Source organism: Burkholderia pyrrocinia, assembly GCF_022809715.1.
In the GTDB taxonomy this organism is placed as follows: domain Bacteria; phylum Pseudomonadota; class Gammaproteobacteria; order Burkholderiales; family Burkholderiaceae; genus Burkholderia; species Burkholderia pyrrocinia_C.
The window spans coordinates 3,362,554-3,382,578 of record NZ_CP094459.1 but is presented as its reverse complement, the minus strand read 5'-3'; the positions used below and the strand labels follow the sequence as shown (position 1 = coordinate 3,382,578).

Annotated in this window: 18 protein-coding genes; 2 read left to right on the top strand and 16 right to left on the bottom strand. The window is 68.1% G+C overall.

Translation table 11 applies throughout. The features are described 5' to 3' along the window. Nucleotide 1: 1 nt before the first annotated feature. Both MRS60_RS15645 and MRS60_RS15640 read right to left on the bottom strand, forming a co-directional pair. A complete protein-coding gene (locus MRS60_RS15645; RefSeq protein WP_034179187.1) occupies nt 2-244 on the bottom strand; it encodes an acetyl-CoA carboxylase in 243 nt (80 codons plus the stop codon). A gap of 22 nt (nt 245-266) precedes the next feature. Next, the gene (locus MRS60_RS15640) at nt 267-1,049 is read right to left on the bottom strand and encodes a 5-oxoprolinase subunit PxpA (RefSeq protein WP_034179186.1); all 783 of its coding nucleotides are present in this window, start codon (nt 1,047-1,049) and stop codon (nt 267-269) included. A gap of 258 nt (nt 1,050-1,307) precedes the next feature. Here MRS60_RS15640 and MRS60_RS15635 point away from each other — a divergent pair, with 258 nt between their 5' ends. Continuing rightward, nucleotides 1,308-2,225, top strand: coding sequence for a LysR family transcriptional regulator (locus tag MRS60_RS15635; protein WP_175919476.1), 918 nt, complete (start codon nt 1,308-1,310; stop codon nt 2,223-2,225). Between the two features lie 82 nt (nt 2,226-2,307). Here MRS60_RS15635 and bioB read toward each other — a convergent pair whose 3' ends face one another. The 9 genes from bioB to aceK form a co-directional block, all read right to left on the bottom strand. Next, a complete protein-coding gene (bioB, locus tag MRS60_RS15630; protein WP_034179184.1) occupies nt 2,308-3,327 on the bottom strand; it encodes a biotin synthase BioB in 1,020 nt (339 codons plus the stop codon). Between the two features lie 41 nt (nt 3,328-3,368). Next, nucleotides 3,369-4,088, bottom strand: coding sequence for a dethiobiotin synthase (gene bioD / locus MRS60_RS15625; RefSeq protein WP_175748984.1), 720 nt, complete (start codon nt 4,086-4,088; stop codon nt 3,369-3,371). Beyond that, nucleotides 4,085-5,275 (bottom strand): 8-amino-7-oxononanoate synthase, encoded by a 1,191-nt coding sequence (gene bioF, locus MRS60_RS15620; RefSeq protein WP_243564961.1) that lies wholly within the window; start codon nt 5,273-5,275, stop codon nt 4,085-4,087. Before bioF ends, bioD begins: the two co-directional genes overlap by 4 nt. Beyond that, nucleotides 5,272-6,618, bottom strand: coding sequence for an adenosylmethionine--8-amino-7-oxononanoate transaminase (bioA, locus tag MRS60_RS15615; protein WP_034179181.1), 1,347 nt, complete (start codon nt 6,616-6,618; stop codon nt 5,272-5,274). The genes bioF and bioA overlap by 4 nt, the downstream gene beginning before the upstream one ends. Before the next feature lie 492 nt (nt 6,619-7,110). Continuing rightward, the gene (locus tag MRS60_RS15610) at nt 7,111-8,385 is read right to left on the bottom strand and encodes a dienelactone hydrolase family protein (RefSeq protein ID WP_243564960.1); all 1,275 of its coding nucleotides are present in this window, start codon (nt 8,383-8,385) and stop codon (nt 7,111-7,113) included. 107 nt (nt 8,386-8,492) lie between these two features. After that, nucleotides 8,493-8,930 carry a YchJ family protein gene (locus MRS60_RS15605; protein WP_243564959.1) on the bottom strand — a complete coding sequence of 146 codons (438 nt, stop codon included), beginning with the start codon at nt 8,928-8,930 and terminating at the stop codon, nt 8,493-8,495. Between the two features lie 39 nt (nt 8,931-8,969). Beyond that, on the bottom strand, nt 8,970-9,647 hold the full coding sequence (locus tag MRS60_RS15600) for an SDR family oxidoreductase (protein ID WP_243564958.1): 678 nt from the start codon (nt 9,645-9,647) through the stop codon (nt 8,970-8,972). 90 nt (nt 9,648-9,737) lie between these two features. Beyond that, nucleotides 9,738-10,505, bottom strand: a complete 768-nt coding sequence (gene can / locus MRS60_RS15595; RefSeq protein WP_034179177.1) for a carbonate dehydratase — start codon at nt 10,503-10,505, stop codon at nt 9,738-9,740. A 56-nt stretch (nt 10,506-10,561) separates the two neighbouring features. Continuing rightward, nucleotides 10,562-12,379, bottom strand: coding sequence for a bifunctional isocitrate dehydrogenase kinase/phosphatase (gene aceK, locus MRS60_RS15590; protein WP_243564957.1), 1,818 nt, complete (start codon nt 12,377-12,379; stop codon nt 10,562-10,564). A 303-nt stretch (nt 12,380-12,682) separates the two neighbouring features. On the opposite strand from aceK, the gene MRS60_RS15585 reads away from it, so the two are divergent. Next, nucleotides 12,683-13,765 carry an MBL fold metallo-hydrolase gene (locus MRS60_RS15585; RefSeq protein ID WP_243564956.1) on the top strand — a complete coding sequence of 361 codons (1,083 nt, stop codon included), beginning with the start codon at nt 12,683-12,685 and terminating at the stop codon, nt 13,763-13,765. Between the two features lie 13 nt (nt 13,766-13,778). Here MRS60_RS15585 and MRS60_RS15580 read toward each other — a convergent pair whose 3' ends face one another. The 5 genes from MRS60_RS15580 to MRS60_RS15560 form a co-directional block, all read right to left on the bottom strand. Beyond that, on the bottom strand, nt 13,779-15,428 hold the full coding sequence (locus MRS60_RS15580; RefSeq protein WP_243564955.1) for an ABC-F family ATP-binding cassette domain-containing protein: 1,650 nt from the start codon (nt 15,426-15,428) through the stop codon (nt 13,779-13,781). Nucleotides 15,429-15,617: 189 nt separating this feature from the next. Further along, nucleotides 15,618-17,213, bottom strand: a complete 1,596-nt coding sequence (locus MRS60_RS15575) for an ABC transporter substrate-binding protein (protein WP_243564954.1) — start codon at nt 17,211-17,213, stop codon at nt 15,618-15,620. A gap of 352 nt (nt 17,214-17,565) precedes the next feature. After that, entirely contained in the window at nt 17,566-18,339 is a 774-nt protein-coding gene (locus MRS60_RS15570; RefSeq protein WP_034179172.1) for an SDR family oxidoreductase, read from the bottom strand. A 19-nt stretch (nt 18,340-18,358) separates the two neighbouring features. Beyond that, nucleotides 18,359-18,997, bottom strand: a complete 639-nt coding sequence (locus MRS60_RS15565; protein ID WP_243564953.1) for a thiol:disulfide interchange protein DsbA/DsbL — start codon at nt 18,995-18,997, stop codon at nt 18,359-18,361. A gap of 69 nt (nt 18,998-19,066) precedes the next feature. Beyond that, complete coding sequence (locus tag MRS60_RS15560) at nt 19,067-19,966, bottom strand: SPOR domain-containing protein (protein WP_217590768.1); 900 nt, start codon at nt 19,964-19,966, stop codon at nt 19,067-19,069. Nucleotides 19,967-20,025: the final 59 nt, after the last annotated feature.

Here is a 20,025-nt window from a genome sequence, read left to right as displayed (position 1 = left end):
GTCACCCCTCGATCCGCATCAGCACCTGGCCCGCATCGACCGGCTCGCCGTCCTCGACGAGCAGTTCGGCGACGCGGCCGGCCACGTCGGCTTCGATCTCCGTGAACTGCTTCATCACTTCGACGAGGCCGACGACGGCGCCGGCGGCGACCGCCGCATCGACCGCGACGTAGTAGTCCGCGTCGGGCGCGGGGCGCCGGTAGAAGGTGCCCGGCAGCGGGCTGACGATATCGTGCAATGCCATCGTGTGTCTCCTTGAATCGGTATCAGTGATGAGCGGCGAGCGGCTGCGGGCCGGCGGTCCGGATGCCTTCGCGGACCAGCGCGTCGCGCGTTTCGCGCACGAGGTCGAGCGCGCCCGGCGTGTCGCTGTGGATGCAGACCGAATCGAAATCGATGTCGATGTGGTCGCCGTCGATCGTGCGCACCTTTCCGTCGATGCAGGCGCGCAGCACCTTGTCGGCGACCTGGCGCGGGTCGAGGCGCCCGACGCGGCGCGTGAACACGATCGAGCCGCTGCGGTCGTAGTCGCGATCCGCGTAGAACTCGCGGATCACCGGCTGACCGTATTCGGCGGCGACGCGGTAGGTGACCGACGCTTCCATGCAGTACAGCCACAGGCCGGGATCGACGCGCTGCAGCGTCTCGATCAGCAGCCGCGAGAACGCCTCGCTGGCCGCCGCGTGCATGTAGAGCGCGCCGTGCGGCTTCACGTGCTGCAGGCTCACGCCGTTCAGGCGCGCGAACTCGCGCAGCGCGCCGAGCTGGTACAGGATGTCGTTGACGAGCGCTTGCGGTGTTTCGGCGATCGTGCGGCGGCCGAAGCCGACGAGGTCGCGAAAGCCGGGATGCGCGCCGATGCCGACGCCGGCGTCGCGCGCGAGTTGCACCGTGCGCGCCATGATGTTCGGATCGCCGGCATGAAAGCCGGTGGCGATGTTCGCCGAGCTGATGAGCGGCATGATCTGCTCGTCGACGCCGTCGCCGATCGTCCACGGGCCGAAGCCTTCGCCCATGTCGGAATTCAGGTCGACGCTGTGCTTCCTCATACGGTTCGTTCCTCCAGGTTCTCCGGTTCGCGTGCGCGGCGGCGCAGCGCGAAACCGTGTTGAACGGAGGTTAGCCGCGTGGGGTGCGTCAAAATAGTTCTATTTTTATATGTGGAGGTATCGATTTTTCAGATATCCGCCGAATCGGCCGCACAGCGCCGCCGGAACTGGGCGCAGCATGTTTCGCCGGCGCGGGATTGGCGTCGGCGGAACGGTTGATATGATGTTTGTCGCGCCCTCATCGGTTTTCGACCACACATGGCCCTGACCCTCAGACAGCTCAAGTACTTCGTCGCGACCGCCGAACTAGGACAGATTTCGCAGGCGGCGATCCAGCTCACCATCTCGCAGTCGGCCGTGACGAGCGCGATCAGGGAGCTGGAGGACAGTCTCGGCACGCAGCTGTTCCTGCGCACGTCGGCGGGCGTGACGCTGACCGACACCGGGCGGCGCTTTCTGAATCACGCGTACACGATCCTGTCGTCGGTCGACGAGGCGATGCGGATCCCGAACCTCGAAAGCACGCTGACGGGCACGCTCGCGATTGCCGCGAGCTATACGGTGCTGGGCTACTTCCTGCCGCATCACGTGCTGCGGCTGAACACGCTTTATCCGCGGCTGACGATCCACCTGCACGAACTGAACCGCGAGTCGATCGAGGAGGGGTTGATCGCGGGCCGCTACGACATGGCCGTGCTGCTCACGTCGAACGTGTCGAACCCCGAGCTCGTGCTGGAGCCCGTGATCCATTCGGTGCGCAGGCTGTGGGTCGGCGCGCATCATCCGCTGCTCAGGCGCGAGAGCGTCACGTTCGCCGAGGTCGCGCGCGAGCCGTTCGTGATGCTGACCGTGGACGAGGCCGGACAGACGGCGCTGCGCTACTGGAACGAGACGCCGTACCGGCCGAACGTGATCCTGCGCACGTCGTCGGTCGAGGCCGTGCGCAGCATGGTCGCGAACGGCAGCGGCGTCGCGATCCTGTCCGACATGGTGTATCGCCCGTGGTCGCTCGAGGGGCGGCGCATCGAGACGATCGTGCTGCGCGATCCGGTGCCGCCGATGAGCGTGGGCCTCGCATGGCGCAAGAACATCGAGCTGAGTCCCGCGATGCACGCGGTGCGCGACTATTTCCGCCACACATTCATGGAGCCGCGGGCGCTGGGTGGTGCAGTCTGAGTGGCCGGTGCGGATGCAAAAAAAGCCGGGAAATGTCCCGGCTTTTTCGTTCGCAGGCCCGGCCCGCCGGCCGCCGTTTCGCTTACGCGTTGTCCGACAGCGCGTCGGCCTGGCTCGCGCGGATGCCGAGGCGCTCGAACAGCGCGCGGTCGCGCTGCGTCTGCGGGTTGCTCGTCGTCAGCAGCTGGTCGCCGTAGAACATCGAGTTCGCGCCGGCGAGGAAGCACATCGCCTGCATCGCGTCGTCGAGCTGCTCGCGGCCGGCCGACAGGCGCACGACGGCCTTCGGCATCGTGATGCGCGCGACCGCGATCGTGCGCACGAACTCGAACGGGTCGAGCGGCGCGGTGCCTTCGAGCGGCGTGCCTTCGATCGCGACGAGGTTGTTGATCGGCACCGATTCCGGATACGGGTTCAGGTTCGCGAGCTGCGAGATCAGGCCCGCGCGCTCGCGGCGCGATTCGCCCATCCCGATGATGCCGCCGCAGCACACGTTGATGCCCGCGTCGCGCACGCGGTCGAGCGTGTCGAGGCGGTCCTGGTACGTGCGCGTCGAGATCACCTGGCCGTAGAACTCCGGCGACGTGTCGAGGTTGTGGTTGTAGTAGTCGAGGCCCGCGTCGGCGAGCTGCTGCGCCTGTTCGTCCTCGAGCATGCCGAGCGTCATGCAGGTTTCGAGGCCGAGCTCCTTCACGCCGCGCACCATCTCGGTCAGCGCCGGCATGTGGCGCTCCTTCGGGTTGCGCCACGCGGCGCCCATGCAGAAGCGGCTCGCGCCGTTCGCCTTCGCCGCGCGCGCGGCGTCGAGCACCGTGTCGACGTCCATCAGCTTCTCGGCCTTCAGGCCCGTGTCGTGATGCGACGACTGCGAGCAGTAGCCGCAATCTTCCTCGCAGCCGCCCGTCTTGATCGACAGCAGCGTCGACAGCTGCACCGCGTTGGCATCGAAGTGCTCGCGATGCACCTGCTGCGCGCGGAAGATCAGGTCGTTGAACGGCAGAGCGAACAGCGCGACGACGTCGGCGACGCGCCAGCGCTGCGGGGCCGGTGCGGCCACGGGAATCGCGTCGGGTTGCACGGCGGCGGTCTGGGCTTGGGTCATTTCGTTTTCCTGTCCTGGGCGGGATTGGGGGATCGGTTGGGTCAATGCTGCGCGGCGCGCAGCGACTCGACGAGCGCGGCGATGTCGAGCATCGCCGCGGCGGATTCGGGAGCGGCCGGGCTCAGGTGCGCGATGCGGCCGAGCAGCGGCGCGCGATGCTCGCGCGCGAGCCAGTCGCGGATCGTCGCGACGTTCTCGTCGGCGAACGACATCGCCGGGTCGACATGGTTCGCGACCCAGCCCGCGAGCGTGAGGCCGCGTTGGCGAATCGCGTCGGCCGTCAGCAGCGCGTGGCTGATGCAGCCGAGCCGCACGCCGACCACCATCACGACGGGCACGCCGAGCGCGACCGCGAGATCGGCCGTGTCCTGCGTGTCGTTCAGCGGCACGCGAAAGCCGCCGACGCCTTCGACGACGACGATGTCCGCGCGCGTCAGCGCTTCGCGGTGGCACGCGACGATGGTGTCGAGGTCGAGCGTCACGCCTTCCTGCGCGGCGACGATATGCGGCGCGGCCGGTGCTTTCAGCAGGAACGGCGTGCGCAGCTCGGGCGGCAGCACGACGTTTGCGGCCGCGTCGAGCTGGTCCGCATCCTCGTTGCGCCAGATGCCGTCGCGCTCGTACGCGCCGGCCGCGACCGGCTTCAGCGCGGCTGCGCGCAGGCCGTGCCGCGCGAAGCCGTGCAGCATCGCGGCCGACACGAAGGTCTTGCCGATTTCGGTGTCGGTGCCGGTGACGAAGAGCGAGAGCGGGAGAGTCATGCAACTGCCTCGCTGGCTTCGATCAATGCGGTTTCGAGCCGCGCGAGATCGTCGAACGAATGCGCGGCCGACAGCGACACGCGCAGCCGCGACGTGCCGGCGGGCACCGTCGGCGGCCGGATCGCGGGCACCCACAGGCCGTGCGCGTCGAGCGCGCGCATCGCCGCGAGCGTCGCGTCGTTGCTGCCGATCACGAGCGGCTGCACGGCCGTGTGCGAATCGACCGGCTGCCAGCGCGTGTTGCGCAGCAGCGCGCGCGTGCGCTCGATCAGTGCGGCGAGATGCGCGCGGCGCGCATCGCCTTCGTCGCCCGCGATCACCTTCAGGCTGGCCGATACCGCATGCGCGACGGCCGGCGGCGCGGCCGTCGTGAAGATGTAGCTGCGCGCGCGCTGGATCAACCATTCGATCACGGTCTCGTGCGCGATGACGAACGCGCCCGCGACGCCGGCCGCCTTGCCGAGCGTGCCGACGTAGACGAGATTCGGCGAACGCAGCGCGGCGGCCGCGAGTGCGCCGCGGCCCTGCGGGCCGAGCACGCCGAAGCCGTGTGCGTCGTCGACGACAAGCCATGCGCGGTGGCGTTCGGCCAGCGCGACGAGTTCGGCGAGCGGCGCGACGTCGCCGTCCATGCTGAACACGGTGTCGCTGACGATCAGTTTCGTTTCGGCATCCGATGCTTCGAGCAGCGCGGCGAGCGCGGCCGTGTCCGCGTGCGGGTAGACCAGCACGTTCGCGCGCGACAGCCGCATGCCGTCGATCAGCGATGCATGGTTCAGCGCGTCGGAGAAGATCGTCGCGCCTTTGCCGGTGAGCGCCGTCATCGCGGCGAGGTTCGCCATGTAGCCGGTGCTGAAGTACAGCGCGCGCGGCGCGTCGCAGAAGCCGCCCGCGAAGCCTGCGAGTTCGTCCTCGAGCTTTGCGTGCGCGCGCGAATGGCCGCCGAGCAGGTGCGAGCCGCCGCTGCCGGAGCCGTAGCGCCGCGCGCCTTCGGCGAACGCGGCGACGAGCGCCGGGTGCGCGGCGAGGCCGAGGTAGTCGTTGCTCGCGAAACCGACGATCTCGCGGCCGTCGACGGTCATGCGCGCGTCGCACGCGGTGTCGGCGATGCGGCGCACGCGGCGCAGCCCTTGTGCGTCGAGATCGGCGAGGCCGCGCTGCAGCGTGTCGAGCAGGGGCGTCGTCATTGCATGATCTCCGCGAGCGTTGCGTCGAGCGTGTCGCGCGTATGCTGCGCGAGCCACGCGATGTCGTCGTCGCTCATCACGTACGGCGGCATCAGGTACACGGTCGTGCCGATCGGGCGCAGCAGCAGCTCGCGTTCGAGCGCGCGTTCGAAGAAGCGCCGCGAGAAGCCGCGCGCCGCGTCGCCGTCGAGCGCGACGTCGAATGCGAACAGCGTGCCGCGTTCGCGCAGGTGGCGCACCTGCGGGTGCGCGTCGAGCGGCGCGAGCGCGGCGTGCATCGCGGCCGACTTGCGCGCGTTTTGCGCGAGCACGTCGTCGCGCGCGAACAGGTCGAGCGTCGCGACCGCCGCGCGGCACGCGAGCGGGTTGCCGGTGTACGAATGCGAGTGCAGGAAGCCGCGCGTCGTGTCGTCGTCGTAGAACGCCGCGAACACGTCGTCGCGCGTGAGCACGAGCGACAGCGGCAGGTAGCCGCCGCTGATGCCTTTCGACAGGCACATGAAATCGGGCCACACGCCGGCCTGCTCGCACGCGAAGAAGGTGCCGGTGCGGCCGCAGCCGACCGCGATCTCGTCGGCGATCAGGTGCACGCCGAATTCGTCGCACAGCGCACGCAGCCCGCGTACGTACGACGGATCGTGCATCGCCATGCCGGCCGCGCACTGCACGAGCGGCTCGACGATCAGCGCGGCGATCCGGTCGCCGCGTTCGACGAACAGGCGCCGCACGTCCGCGAGCGCGCGTCCCGCGACATCGGCGGCCGTCTCGCCCGGCAGCGCGCCGCGCGCATCGGGCGACGCGACGACGTGTGCATGGCGGATCAGCGGGTCGTACGCATCCTTGAACAGCGCGACGTCGGTCACGCCGAGCGCGCCGATCGTCTCGCCGTGATAGCTGTTCGCGACGCAGACGAATTCCTGCTTGTTCGCGCGGCCGCGGTTGCGCCACGCGTGGAAGCTCATCTTCAGCGCGATCTCGACGGCCGACGCGCCGTCCGACGCGAAGAACGCATGGCCGAGCGTGCGCGCGGTGAGCGCATGCAGCCGCTCGGCGAGCTCGATCGCGGGCTCGTGCGTGCAGCCGGCGAGCATCGCGTGCTCGAGCGTGTCGAGCTGGTCCTTCAGCGCCGCGTTGATGTCCGGGTTCGCATGGCCGAACAGGTTGACCCACCACGAGCTGATTGCGTCGAAGTAACGACGGCCGTCGCGGTCGTACAGCCACACGCCCGCGCCGCGCGCGACCGGAATCAGCGGCAGGCGCTCGTGGTGCTTCATCTGGGTGCAGGGATGCCAGACCGCGCGCAGGCTGCGCGCGACCCAGTCGTCGGTGGCTGGCGTACTCAAGGCAACTCCGAAGGGTAAAACGGCCGCGCGGCATCGACGGGATGCCGCGCGGCAGATTCCAAAACGCGCTGAGATTAGCGTGTTCCGCGACACGTTGCACTAGCGGTTACAAACGCCGCAAAGCCTTGCCGGGCGGGAGTTCGGCGCAGATCGGTGCTGCTCGGGACGGTACGATCCAGATGCCCAGAAATGAGCGCAGATGACGACGTTCGAGTGACACCCCCCGACAGAAAAAAATCGCGGGACGGGGCGCGATGCGATCGCGAAAAATCGGGGATCGAAGGGGGCCGGCAAAACGGGGCGTTGCCACGCGCGAACCGCGGCAGCGGAATGGTCTGCTGAATTCGGGGGGATCAGGCTGCCGGAACGGCAGGCGATGGCGTGATGGCGCGATTGCGCGAATACGGCGACGCGCGATGCGATCGCGCACGGAAGAACGGGGCGGGAAGCGGAAGGGAAGCGAATAAGGCGCGGCGGGCGGCCCGCCGCGCGTCAGCGCGAAGCCAGCGCGTGCGTATCGGTGTCGTGCGTGCTGCCGTCGCCGTTGTCGGCCGTTTGCGTCGTGTTCGCGTTCCACACGACGCGGTCGTTGACCGCATACAGCCGGCACGCGCCTGCGCCCTGTTTCGCGCAGTTGTCGAGCGCGAGCGCCATCGGGTCGTCGCCGCCTTCGGCCCACGACCACGCGCCTTCCGACGACACCGCGAACGCGCGGCTCGGATGCTGGTTCAGGAAGCGGCGATAGCCTTCGCGGCCGGCTTCGTCGACATACGGCACCGCGTTGACCGCGTCGATGGCCGCATAGCCGGTGGCCTTCGGTTCGTGCGGGTTCGCGACCGCGTAGCGTACCGAGGTCGGCAGGTTCAGTTTCTCGAGGAACGCGTTGACGGCCGGCCACCAGACCGGCACGCCGTCGCGATCGACGATCAGCCGGTGCGCGTCGTCCTTGTAGCGGCCGAAATCGATGAACTGGACCTGGGTGCCGTGCGACACGTACGCGTCGTGCATTTGCGCGACGAGCGCGGGCGTCCACACCGAATCGTTGTCGCCGTACAGCCACAGCGACCGCACGGCCGTGTGCGCGCCGTATTGGTCGAATGCATCGACGAGGTTGCGCTGCCAGCCGTCGCACAGGTCCTGGCGCAGCCCGCCGGAGAAGTTGATGATGCCGCGCACGCCCGGTGCGGCTTCGGTGCCGTACGCGACCGACGCGAGGCCGCCGTGCGACGTGCCGGCGACGACGATGCGCGACGCATCGACATACGTCTGGCGCGACATGTAGCGCACCGTCGCGTCGACGTCGGCGGCCTGCGCGAGGCCATTCTTGCCGACGTTGCAGCCTTCCTGCTGATAGGTGCCGCCCGAGCCGGCGAAGCCCTGGCGGTTCGGCGCGATCACCGCATAGCCGCGGCGCACGAATTCGCGTGCGAACGCGAGCGGCCGGCTGCGCGGCTGCAGATGGAGATCGCCGGTATTCTTGCCGTGGTTGAAGACGACGAGCGGGAACGGGCCGGGGCCGTCCGGCTTGAAGAGCGTCGCCTCGAGCGTGACGGAGCCCGAAGCATCGGCCGGAATGCGGAGGATCTGTTCGTTGAGGCCGGCCGCGACCTGCGGCAGGTTCGAGCCGCCGTAATCGAAGCGTTCGGCGTGGGCGAGCGAGCCGCTGGCGGTGCCGGCACCCGTATTTGCGTTCGGCAGCGTACCGGCCTGAGCGGCCGACAGCGCACCGGCCGCCATCCATCCCACCAATATCTTGCTGAACGCCATTCGTAAGCCCTGCCATGCAACATGACCAATCTGACAGCCATCCTAGCCTGACAAAATCGGGTTGTGCAATGCGGGAATTACCCGGCGTCTGACATGGCAACTATTTGTCAGCGGTCGCTTACTTCGCCGTCGACATAGCGCCAGAAACCGTGCTCGTCGCGCTCGAAACGGCTCGTCTCGTGGAGCCGGTAAGCGCGTCCGCCAACCTTGTAGCGGGCCACGAATTCGACCTCCGCGTGCTGTTCGTCGAGCGGCACATGGCGTTTTACCGCGAGGCCGAGCCAGCGCGGCGCGTCGGGCGCTTCGGGATCGGTGTCGAGATCGGGCGGGCAGGTGCGCGCGGCCCACGTCGCGCGCAGGTAGCCGGTCGCGCCGAGCACGTACGCGCTGTACCGCGAACGCATCAACTCAAGCGCCGTCGGCGCGGCTTCGCCGCCGTCGATGAAGCGGCCGCAGCAGGCCGCATAGCGCGGGGCCGGCGCTTTGCCGGCGGGAGCAGGGGACGCGCCGCCGCACGGGCACGCGTCAGGTCGGTTCAAAATCATGCGAAACGGGAATTAACGACGCTCGGTTGTGATCGCGGCTCACCAGCTCAGCTCGATGCCGTCGTACTGGAAGAAACGGCCGTTTGCCTGCGACACGTCGGCGCCGGCTTCGGCGATCACGCGGCGCATGCCGGTCACGCTGGTTTCCGGATAGATCGCGGCCTGCGCGCCGCCCATGTCGGTGCGCACCCAGCCGGGGTGGAGCGAGATGCACGCGGCGTGGCGCGTCTGCAGCGACGCGATGCGCAGCACGTCGTTCAACGCCGCCTTGCTCGCGCGGTACAGCCAGCCGGTCGTGCCGGTCGCCTCGGCGATGCTGCCCATCCGGCTCGACACGACGGCCAGCACGCCGCGCGCATCCTCGACGAGCGGCAGCAGGATCGGCAGCAACTGCATCGGCCCGCGCACGTTCGTATGCATCACCGCGTCGAAATCCTCGGCGGTGATCGTCTCGACGCCTTCGGTGCGCGGCCCGTAGACGCCCGACACGAGCACGGCCGCATCGAGCCGTTCGCCGTCGAGCTTCCAGCCGAGCGCCGCGATCTGCTCGGGCTGCGCGATGTCGAGCGCATGCGCCTGCGCGCCGAGCGCGCGCAGCGCGGCGAGCGACGCTTCGTCGCGCGCGGTGGCGATCACGTTCCAGCCGTCGCGCCGGTATTGCCGGACGAATTCGCGGCCGAGGCCGCGCGATGCGCCGACGATCAGTACGGTTTTCATGTTCGCCGCTCCTTTGCAGTGCCGTGGTGACGGCGTCAGTTCAGTTCGATGCAGGCTGCCGTTGCGTCGCCGCCGCCGCGGAGCGCGTGCTTACTCCGCGTCCGTGCAAGGCTTCAGCGTATCGACCACCGCCTGCGCGACTTCGTTCATTTGCGCGGCATCGGCGGCGACCATGTCGTTGTCGGGCGCATGCTGGCCGCCCGCGGTCAGCGCGGCGACGCAGCGCTTGTAGGTTTCGTCGAGCGCTTCGAAGTTCGACACGGCCATCCCGAGGTTGCGCATCCGGCCGTCGTGCACGCCGTACACGAGCCCGTGCACGGTGAGCGACTGGCCGCGTGCCCATGCGTCGTTGACGATCGTCGTGCGACACACGTTGACGACCTGTTCGATCGCGTTCAGCTCGATCAGGCGGCGATAGCGCGCCTCGCCCACCGGCCATTCGTCGAGCAGCGCCGCGTGGCGCTCGCGCACGTCCTGCACGTGATGCAGCCAGTTGTCCGCGAGGCCGACGCGGCGGTTGTGCAGCGCCGCGTTCACGCCCGAGCAGCCGTAGTGGCCGACGACCATGATGTGCTTCACGCGCAGGATGTCGACCGCGAACTGGATCACCGACAGGCAGTTCAGGTCGCTGTGCACGACGACGTTCGCGATGTTGCGGTGGACGAACACTTCGCCCGGCGGCAGGCCGATGATCTGGTTCGCGGGCACGCGCGAATCCGAGCAGCCGATCCACAGATATTCCGGCGCCTGCTGGTCGGCGAGGCGCGTGAAGAACTCGGGATCGTCGGCGAGCTTGCGCCTGACCCAGGCGTCGTTGTTGTCGAACAGGTGCGAGAGCGGGTTGACTGGAGTGTTCATCGGTGTGGATTCCGTGTTCGGAACTCGGGTCGATATCGGGTTCGGTATAACCGGCGTCAGGCGGCGCGCTGCGCGTCGCCTTCACCGTCGTTCTGGTCCGTCGCGCCGAAGCGCTCCGGGTAGCGCACGCAAAAGCGCAGCGCGACGTCGTACGGATGAAAATCGGGCAATTCGCCCTGCAGCAGCTTGTCCTTGCTCGTCTGCCACAGCACGGGATCGAAAAAGTCCGCGTGATGCTTCATGAATACGTCCCGCACGCGCGGGTCGCCGAGCAGGAACGGCCCGTAGGTCTCCGGAAAGATGTCGTGCGGGCCGACGGTATACCACGGTTCGCCGGACAGCTCGTCTTCCTCGTTGCGCGGCGCCGGCACGCGGCGCACGTTGCAGTCGGTCAGGTACTCGATCTCGTCGTAGTCGTAGAACACGACGCGGCCGTGGCGCGTGACGCCGAAGTTCTTGTACAGCATGTCGCCGGGGAAGATGTTCGCCTTCATCAGCTCCTTCACCGCGTTGCCGTACTCCTTCACGCCGTGCTCGATGTCCGCGTCGGTGCCGTTCTGCAGGTACAGGTTCAGCGGCGTCATCCGGCGCTCGATGTACAGGTGCTTGATCACGAGATTGTCGTCCTCATATTCGAGCAGCGACGGCACTTCCTTCTCGAGCTCGCGCACGAGCGCATGGTCGAGCCGCGCGAGCGGCAGCGCGACGCTCGAATACTCGAGCGTGTCGGCCATCCGTCCGAGGCGGTCGTGGCGCTTCACGAGCTGGTACTTCTCCATGATCTGCGCGCGCGTCGTTTCCTTCGGCGGCGGGAAGTGATCCTTGATGATCTTGAACACGTACGGGAACGACGGCAGCGTGAACACGAGCATCACGAGGCCCTTGATCCCGGGCGCGACGATGAAGCGGTCGCTCGAGTGCGACAGGTGGTGCAGCAGGTCGCGGTAGAACAGGTTCTTGCCCTGCTTCTGCAGGCCGACCGACGTGTAGATCTCCGCCTTCGGCTTGCCGGGCATGATCGTGCACAGGAAGTCGACATACGCGGACGGCACGCCCATGTCGACCAGGAAATACGAGTGCGAGAAGCTGAAGATGATCTGCAGCAGGTCGCGGCGCAGCAGCACGGTGTCGAGCGCGAGCAGGCCCGGGCGCACGTGGCGGATCGGCACCGCGAACGGCAGCACGCGGTCGGCATTGATGATGCGGCCGACGATGTACGCACTCTTGTTGCGGAAGAACAGCGACGACAGCACGTGGATCTGGAAATTCGGCGCTGCGTCGAAGTGGCCGAATTCGTCGTGGATCGCCTGCATCACGCACGCGGTGTCGCGCGAGAGATCCTCGAACGGCGGGTCGAGCTGGAAGTTCGTGACGACGCGCTCGAGCGTGACCGCGAGCCCGTCGGTGCCCGGGTAGTACGCGCGGTAGGTCGGTTTCGCGGCCGGCTCGTCGTTCTCGAGATATTCGGTCGAGATCGCCGGGCGCACGAAGATGAAATCGTTGTTGAAATACGAGCGGTGCAGGATCTTGCAGCACACCGAATTGAAGAACGTCTCCGCGCACTCGGGCTGGCGGTGCGACGTGAGCAGGCCGATATAGTGCAGCTTGATCTGCTGCCAGACCTCGTCGTCGATGTTCTCCGCGTCGTATTCGTCTTCCAGCACCTCGACGCACTCCTGCACGCGATCGTCGTACGACGTGATCCGTTCGCGCGCGAGCCGCTGCAGCCCGTGCCAGTCGGCGCGCTCGTACAGCGTCTTCGCCTCGACGGCCGCTTCGCGGAAGATCCGGTAGTGGCGGTCGAAGTTTTCGAGCATCGTCTGCGCGACGTCGAAACCGATCTGCGACGACAGCAGTTTGGGGAAGTGATTCATTGCGTGCAGGCTCGTTCAGGAGGGGCTGTAAGCACTCGCCATTTTAGCGCCCAAGCGGGCGGATCAAAGACTTTGCGGCGACGCGTGGCCGGCCGGCAAGCGGCGGGTTATCCGTCGTTGGGCGCCGTTCGGTGCATCTTCGCGTAAAGATACGGGTACGGAACCGATTCTGACACGAACTTTTTTGACGGGCCGGCGGCCGCCGGGCACGCGTTTCGCGCGACGGCGATAGAATCGACGCACCGCCCGCCGCGGCCTGCCGCCGGCGCGCATTCGCACCGATAACGACGAGATGCCCCACCGATGAACGCACTGGAACACCAACTCGACTATCCCTTCGCCGACACGCTGCCCGCCGCGGGCGACACGTTCGAGGTCGCGCCCGGCGTGCGCTGGCTGCGCATGCCGCTGCCGTTCTCGCTCGATCACATCAACCTGTGGCTGCTGCGCGACGAGATCGACGGGCAGGCCGGCTGGACGATCGTCGATTGCGGGATCTCGTCGGATGCGATCCGCACGCACTGGGAGCAGATCTTCGATACGCATCTCGACGGCCTGCCCGTGCTGCGCGTGCTCGTCACGCACTGTCACCCCGATCACTTCGGGCTCGCGAACTGGCTGTGCGAAGGCGGCGACAAGGGCCGCTGGAACGTGCGGCTGTGGATGACGCTCGGCGAATACATGTTCGGCTGCCTGATGGCGGCCGGCAACGGCTCGAACGCGGGCGGCGCGGCCGCCGCCGATCATTTCGCGCGCCACGGGCTGACCGATCCGGCCGCGCTCGACAAGCTGCGCAACCGCCGCAGCTACTACTCCGATCTCGTGCCGGCCGTGCCGCCGCGCTACCGGCGCCTGCGCGAAGGCGACGCGGTGACGATCGCCGCGCGCACGTGGCGCGTCGTCACCGGCTACGGCCATTCGCCTGAACATTGCGCGCTGCACAGCGAAGTGGACGGCGTGCTGATCTCCGGCGACATGGTGCTGCCGCGCATCTCGACGAACGTGTCCGTGTTCGACCTCGAGCCGGAGGCGAACCCGCTCGCGCTGTACCTGCAGTCGCTCGGCCGCTACGAGACGATGGCGCCCGACACGCTCGTGCTGCCGTCGCACGGCAAGCCGTTCCGCGGTGTGCGCACGCGCATCGCGCAACTGCGCGAGCACCACGACGCGCGGCTCGACGAAGTGCGCGTCGCATGCGCGGAGCAGCCGATGAGCGCGGCCGACATCGTGCCCATCATGTTCCGGCGCCGCGAGCTCGACATCCACCAGATGACGTTCGCGCTCGGCGAGGCGCTCGCGCATTTGAACCTGCTGTGGCTCGCGGGGGAACTCGTGCGCGAGCAGGGCGACGACGGCGTGCTGCGGTTCCGCACCGCCAAGCGATAGCGCTTCGTTCTCCTTACACGACGGGTTCGTAGCGCCACCCGTCGCGATGCCATTGCATCGTGTGCGTCGGTTCGAGCGCCGCGAGAAACGCGGCGTCGTGCGACGCGACCACGATCGCGCCGGGGAAGCCGGCCAGCGCGGCTTCGATCGCGCGCACCGATTCGAGATCGAGGTGATTGGTCGGCTCGTCGAGCAGCAGCAGTTGCGCGGGCGTGCCGCGCCACAACGCGCACGCGAGCGCGGCCTTCAGCCGTTCGCCGCCGCTCAGCTGGCGTACCGGCTGCGTCGCGCGTGTCGCGTCGAGCTGCAACAGCGCGAGACGGCTGCGCAGGTCGCCTTCGGCGAGCGGCGTATCCAGCAGCCCCAGCTGCTCGACGATCGAGCGCTCGGGGTCGAGCAGCGCGAGCCGCTGGTCGAGATACGCGGCGCTCACGTGCGTCGTGCATGCGCCTGAACGCGGCGCGAGCTCTCCCGCGAGCATCCGCAGCAACGTCGATTTGCCGCAGCCGTTCGGGCCCGTCAGCGCGATGCGCACGGCGCCGCTTGCCGACCACGTGATCGAATCCGAATCCGCATCGCCGGCCGCGCGCCACGGCAGTTGCGCGCGTTCGAGCGTGAACAGCTGGCGGCGCGCGCTGACCTCGGTGCCCGGCAGCGACACGAGCACGGGCGCATCGGCTTCGACGCGCGCGGCCGCCTGCTGCACGCGTTCGTCGAGCGTTGCCTTGAAATCGTACTGTTGGCGCCGGACCTGTCCCATGATGTTGCGCGCCGCACCCTTGCGGCTCTGTTTTGCCCCCGACGACAGGTTGGCCGTCTTCGCATCGCGCAGCGAGCCGGCTGCGTGACGCTGAATCGTGTCGTGTTCCTGTTCGAGCCTGCGCTTCACGCGCCCGCGCTCGGTGCGTGCATGATCGAGTGCCGCCTGCGCGGCGTCCCGTTCCGCGTCGCGCTGCGCGCGATAGAGCGCGTAGTTGCCGCCGTACGAGCGAGCGCCTTGCGGCGTCAGCTCGACGATGCGCTGCACGCCGGCGAGCAGCGCACGGTCGTGGCTCACGATCACGAGCCCGCCGCGCCAGCCGTCGAGCGCCGCGCGCAGCCATGCGCGGCCCGGCGCGTCGAGATGGTTGGTCGGTTCGTCGAGCACGAGCAGGCCGGCACCGGACAGCAGCGCGCCGATCAGCGCGACGCGCGCGAGCTGGCCGCCGCTCAGCGCGTGCGCAGGCGTGTCGGGTCGCACATCGTGCAGGCCGGCCGTGTCGAGTGCCGCGCGCAGCCGCTCGGCGAGATCCCAGCGATCGCCGATCAGGTCGAAGTCGCGCGGCTCCGCGCGGCCGTTCGCGAGACGCGCAAGCGCGCCGAGCGGCGCATCGAGCGCGGCGATCCGCGCGACGGTCAGCGGGCAGGCCACAACGTCGTCGTTGTGCTGCTGCGCGACGTAGGCGACCGGCACATGCCGGTCGATCGTCCCCGAACTCGGCGCGCAGCGGCCCGCGATCAGTTGCGCGAGCTGGCTCTTGCCGATGCCGTTGCGTCCGACGATGCCCGTCGGCGTGCGATCGATGGAAAGGTCGAGCGAATCGAACAGCGTGAAGCCGTCGTCGAAGCGGAAGGAAACGTGATGAAGCGCGACGAGCGCGCCGGTGGGCGTGGCTGCAGCCATAAGCACCTCCGAAAATGCGTGAAGACCTTCGCGCGGCGTGCGTGGCACGGCGGCGAAAACATTTTGGGAAGGCTTAGTTGTTCACTTTGGCTGGCGTCCGGTATGAGGAATAGGGGCGGAGTGTAGCAAGCGGGGTGCGCGGGCCGCAAGCGAGCGGCGCGAACGCCGTCGCTTGCGCGCCACGCGCGGTTACTGCACGGCGACTGCCGTGAAGTTCTGCCGTCCGAACGGGCTCACGCGATAGCCGCTCACGTTCGCGCGCGTGAGCGCCGCGGCGGTCGGGTAGCCGAGCGGGATCCACAGCGCCTGGTCGTGGATGATCTTCTGCGCGGCTTCATACAGCTTCGTGCGCTTGGCCTGGTCGGCGGTCGACTTGCCGTCGACGATCAGCTTGTCGAGCTGCGCGTCGCAGAAGCGCGCGAAGTTGATGCCCGACTTCACCGCATTGCAGCTGAACTGCGGCGACAGGTAGTTGTCCGGATCGCCGTTGTCGCCGGCCCAGCCCATGAACAGCATGTCATGCTGGCCGAGCTTCGCCTGCTTGATCAGCTCGCCCCATTCGATCACCTTCACGTCGGCCTTCACGCCGATCTTCGCGAGGTCGGCCTGCAGCAGTTCCGCGCCGACCTTCGGGTTCGGGTTCAGCACGCTGCCGGTCGGGCGCGTCCAGATCGTCGTCGAGAAGCCGTTCGGGAAGCCGGCCTGCGCGAGCAACTGCTTCGCCTTCGCGGGATCGTACGCATACGGCGCGACGTCCTTCGCGTAGCTCCACGTGTTCGGCGGATACGGGTTGTTCGCGGCCGTCGCGGTGTTGTCGAACACGACCTTCAGGTAGGTCGCACGATCGAACGCGAGGTTCAGCGCCTCGCGCACCTTGTCGTTGTCGAGCGGCTTCTTCTGCGTGTTCAGCGCGACGAACGCGGTCATGAACGCGGGCGTCTGCACGACCTTCAGCGTGCTTTCGCCCTTCGCGGCGAGCACGTCCTGCGGCTTCGGCGACAGCGCGATCTGGCATTCGCCGGCCTTCACCTTCTGCAGGCGCACCGACGGGTCGGGCGTGATCGCGTAGATCAGCCGGTCGACCTTCGGCTTCGCGCCCCAGTACGTCGGGTTCACGTCGTAGCGGATCAGCGCGTCCTTCGTATAGCTCTTCAGCACGAACGGGCCCGTGCCGACCGGCTTCGCGTTCAGGTCGGACTGCTTGCCGGCCTTCAGCAACTGGTCCGCGTATTCGGCCGAGTAGATCGACGCGAAGCCCATCGTCAGGATCGGCACGAACGTCGCGTTCGGCTCGTTCAGCACGAACTTCACGGTGCTGTCGTCGACCTTCGTGACCGACTTCACGAGCTTCACTAGGCCCATCGACTGCGCGTGCGGGAAGCCGCTCGCGCCGGCCACCTTGTGCCACGGGTTCGCATCGTCGAGCATCCGCGTGAACGTGAACACGACGTCGTCCGCGTCGAGCGCGCGGCCCGGCTTGAAATAGTCGGTGGTCTGGAACGCGACGTTCGGGCGCAGGTGGAACGTGTAGGTGAGGCCGTCGGCGCTCGCGTCCCATTTGTCGGCGAGCGCGGGCACGACCTTTTTTGCGGCTTCGTCGTACGACACGAGCGTGTTGAAGATCACGTCGGCCGATGCGTTGGTCGTGACGAGCGAGTTGTACTGCACGACGTCGAAGCCGTCCGGGCTCGATTCGGTGCAGACGGTGAGCGGCTTGGCGGCGGCGAGGCCGGGGGCGGCGAGTGCGGCGGCGACCGCGGCCGCGGCGAACAGCTTGACGTGCATAGGATCTCCCACGTGGCTTGTGCTTTTGCTTGGTGACGGGATGCAGGCGCGGCCCGGAAGCGGGCGGGCCGGCGCGGCTGGCGAACAGCATAACGTCAAAGCGTGCGGCGCGTGAAAAAAGGCGCCGGAACGCAGCGAATTGACCGAAAAACGGCTGCGTTCACGACGGAACGGGTGTTGATGCGGCGGAAGGTGCTGCGGAGGCGGCGGGTGGGGAGGGGAGGTCGCGGCGCGTCGGGGCGCGCGGCGGGATCTGCGCGGACGCCGCGGGAAGTGCCGCGAAATCGAAGCTTCAGCGCGGCGATGCGGCGATGCGGCCCGGCGCGTGTCGCGCGGGCCGGCCGCCGATTCGTCAGTGCGCGCCGGCCTTCGGCTTGCGCGGCGCCTTCTCGAACAGGCGGTCGTACAGCCAGCGCGGCAGCACGTGCAGCACCTTCGCGACGACGCCCATCTGCCACGGAATCACGCGGAACGCGTGCTGCCGCGCAATCGCTTTCGCCGCGCGCGCGGCGAAGCGGTCGGCGTCCATCAGGAACGGCATCCGGTACGGGTTGTGCGCGGTCATCGGCGTGCGGATGTAGCCGGGCGCGATCGTCACGACGCCGACGCCGGCCGGGCGCAACTCGACGCGCAGCGATTCGAGATACTTGATCGCGGCCGATTTCGACGCGCTGTACGCGCCGGAGCCGGGCAGGCCGCGCACGCCGGCGACGCTCGCGACGCCGACCAGCGTGCCGTGGCGCGCAGCCGTCATCGGGCCGACGAATGGCTCGAACGTCGCGACCATCCCGTAGTAGTTGATGTCCATCACGTTGCGGAACGTCGCGAGATCGCCCTGGCCCGTGACGGCGCCCTGGCTGATGCCCGCGTTCGCGATCACGACGTCCGGGCAGCCGTGCGTCGCGATGAACGACGCGGCGGCCGTCGCGAGCGCGTCGGCATCGCGCACGTCGGCGGAGTAGACGGAGATGGACAGCTTGGGGAAGCGCCGCGCGAACGCATCGAGCGCGTCGGTGCGTCGCGCGACCAGCGCGAGCGTGGCGCCCTGGCGGGCGTATTCCTCGGCCATCGCGAGGCCGAGGCCGCTCGACGCGCCGGTGATGAAGACCTTCAGCGGAGTAGTCATGCCGGCGCGCGGGTGGGGATCAGAGCTTCTTGTCCTGAACCTGCTTCACGAGGAAGTCGAGCACCTGGGCGGTACCCGGGATGCTGTTCGTGTAAGCGGGGCCCGTCTTGTACTTGCCCTGGACGACGACCGTCGGCACGCCGTCGATCGCATAGTTCTTCAGCAGTTCGGCCGATTGCTTCACCTGGCCCTGCACGCTGAACGAGTTGTACGCGTCCATGAACTGCTTCTTGTCGACGCCCTGCGTGGTCAGGAAGTCGGCCTGCGCCTGCGGCGTCAGCAGGTAGTTCTTCTGCTTGTGGATCGCGTTGAAGATCGCCGGCGTGACCTTCTCGGAGATGCCGAGCGCGGACACCGCATAGAACAGCTTCGAGTGCGGGATGAAATCGTCGCGGAATGCGACCGGCACGCGCTTGAAGTCGATGTTGTTGCCCTGCTTCTTCACCCAGGCCTCGATCGTCGGCTCGAATTCGTAGCAGTGCGGGCAGCCGTACCAGAAGAACTCGATCACCTCGACCTTGCCGGCCGGCGCGGACACCGGCTGCGGCGACTTCATCACCTCGAAGTCCTTGCCGGAGGCGGGCGCGGCAGGCGTTGCCTGGGCGAAGCCGGCCGCGAGGCCCAGGGACAGAAGGAGCGTGCTAAGCAGTTTTTTCATGTTGTGAACGTCGAATCAGTTGCTCGGGTTACGAAACGTAACGGGTTCTGCGTGGGCTCGACCGGCTGCCTACTGCTTCGTGAAGCGGATCACCGCCGTGTCGACACCTGCATCGGACAAGCGCTGACGGGCCGAGTTCATATCCTCGAACTTCGAGAACGGGCCGACGCGCACGCGGAAATAGGTCACGCCGCTGACATCGCGCTTCGACACCTTCGACTCGAAGCCCTGGAAGCCGAGGCGCGCGCGCTGCTGCTCGGCGTCGCCTTCCGTCTTGTACGCGCCGACCTGCAGGAAGTAGCCGGTATTCGCGTCGTTCGCGGTCGGCGGCTTCGCTGCCGCGGCGGCGGTGGCCGACGACGTCGGCTTCGGCGTGTTCGCGGCCTGCTGCTGTTGCTGCTGCTTTTGCGCGGCGGCCTGCTGCGCCTGCTTCTGCGCGGCGAAGCGCGCGAGGTCGTCCTCGCCGGCCTGCTGTTGCTGTTGCGGCGGCGGCGTCTTCTTCGGCGGCGTGGTGTCGGCCGGCTTCGGCGCGACGGCGACGCCGTTACCCGACGACGTATTGTTCGACGCGGTCGTGTTGCTCGAGCTGCCGGTGTTGTTCGAGCCGCTCGACCCGTTGGCCGACGGCGGCACTTCGACGATCTGCGGCTCGGGCAACAGGCCGCCCTGGGTCTGGTTCGCGGCCTGGCCGGGCGCGGTGTTGGGCGGCGCGGGCTGCGCGGCCTGCGGCACCGGCTGGCCGGGCGTCTTGCCCTGCAGCGCGCGGTTCGGGTCGAACTGCTGCGGCTGGCTCGCGCCGTTGTCGGCCGGCGGCGGCGCGACCTTCGACACGAACGGCGACGGCGAACGCGTGATGTAGAGCGCCACCACCACGGCGATCGCCAGGCCGACGATCAGGCCCAGCACGATTCCAAGAAATGTCCCTCCGGCTTGTTTCGATTGTTTCGAAGTGCGGCGTGGTTGTGCCATTGCTTGAGTCACCTGCAAAAAGAATCGTGAAAAGGCTGCGGCAGGCGCTCCTGCGGCGG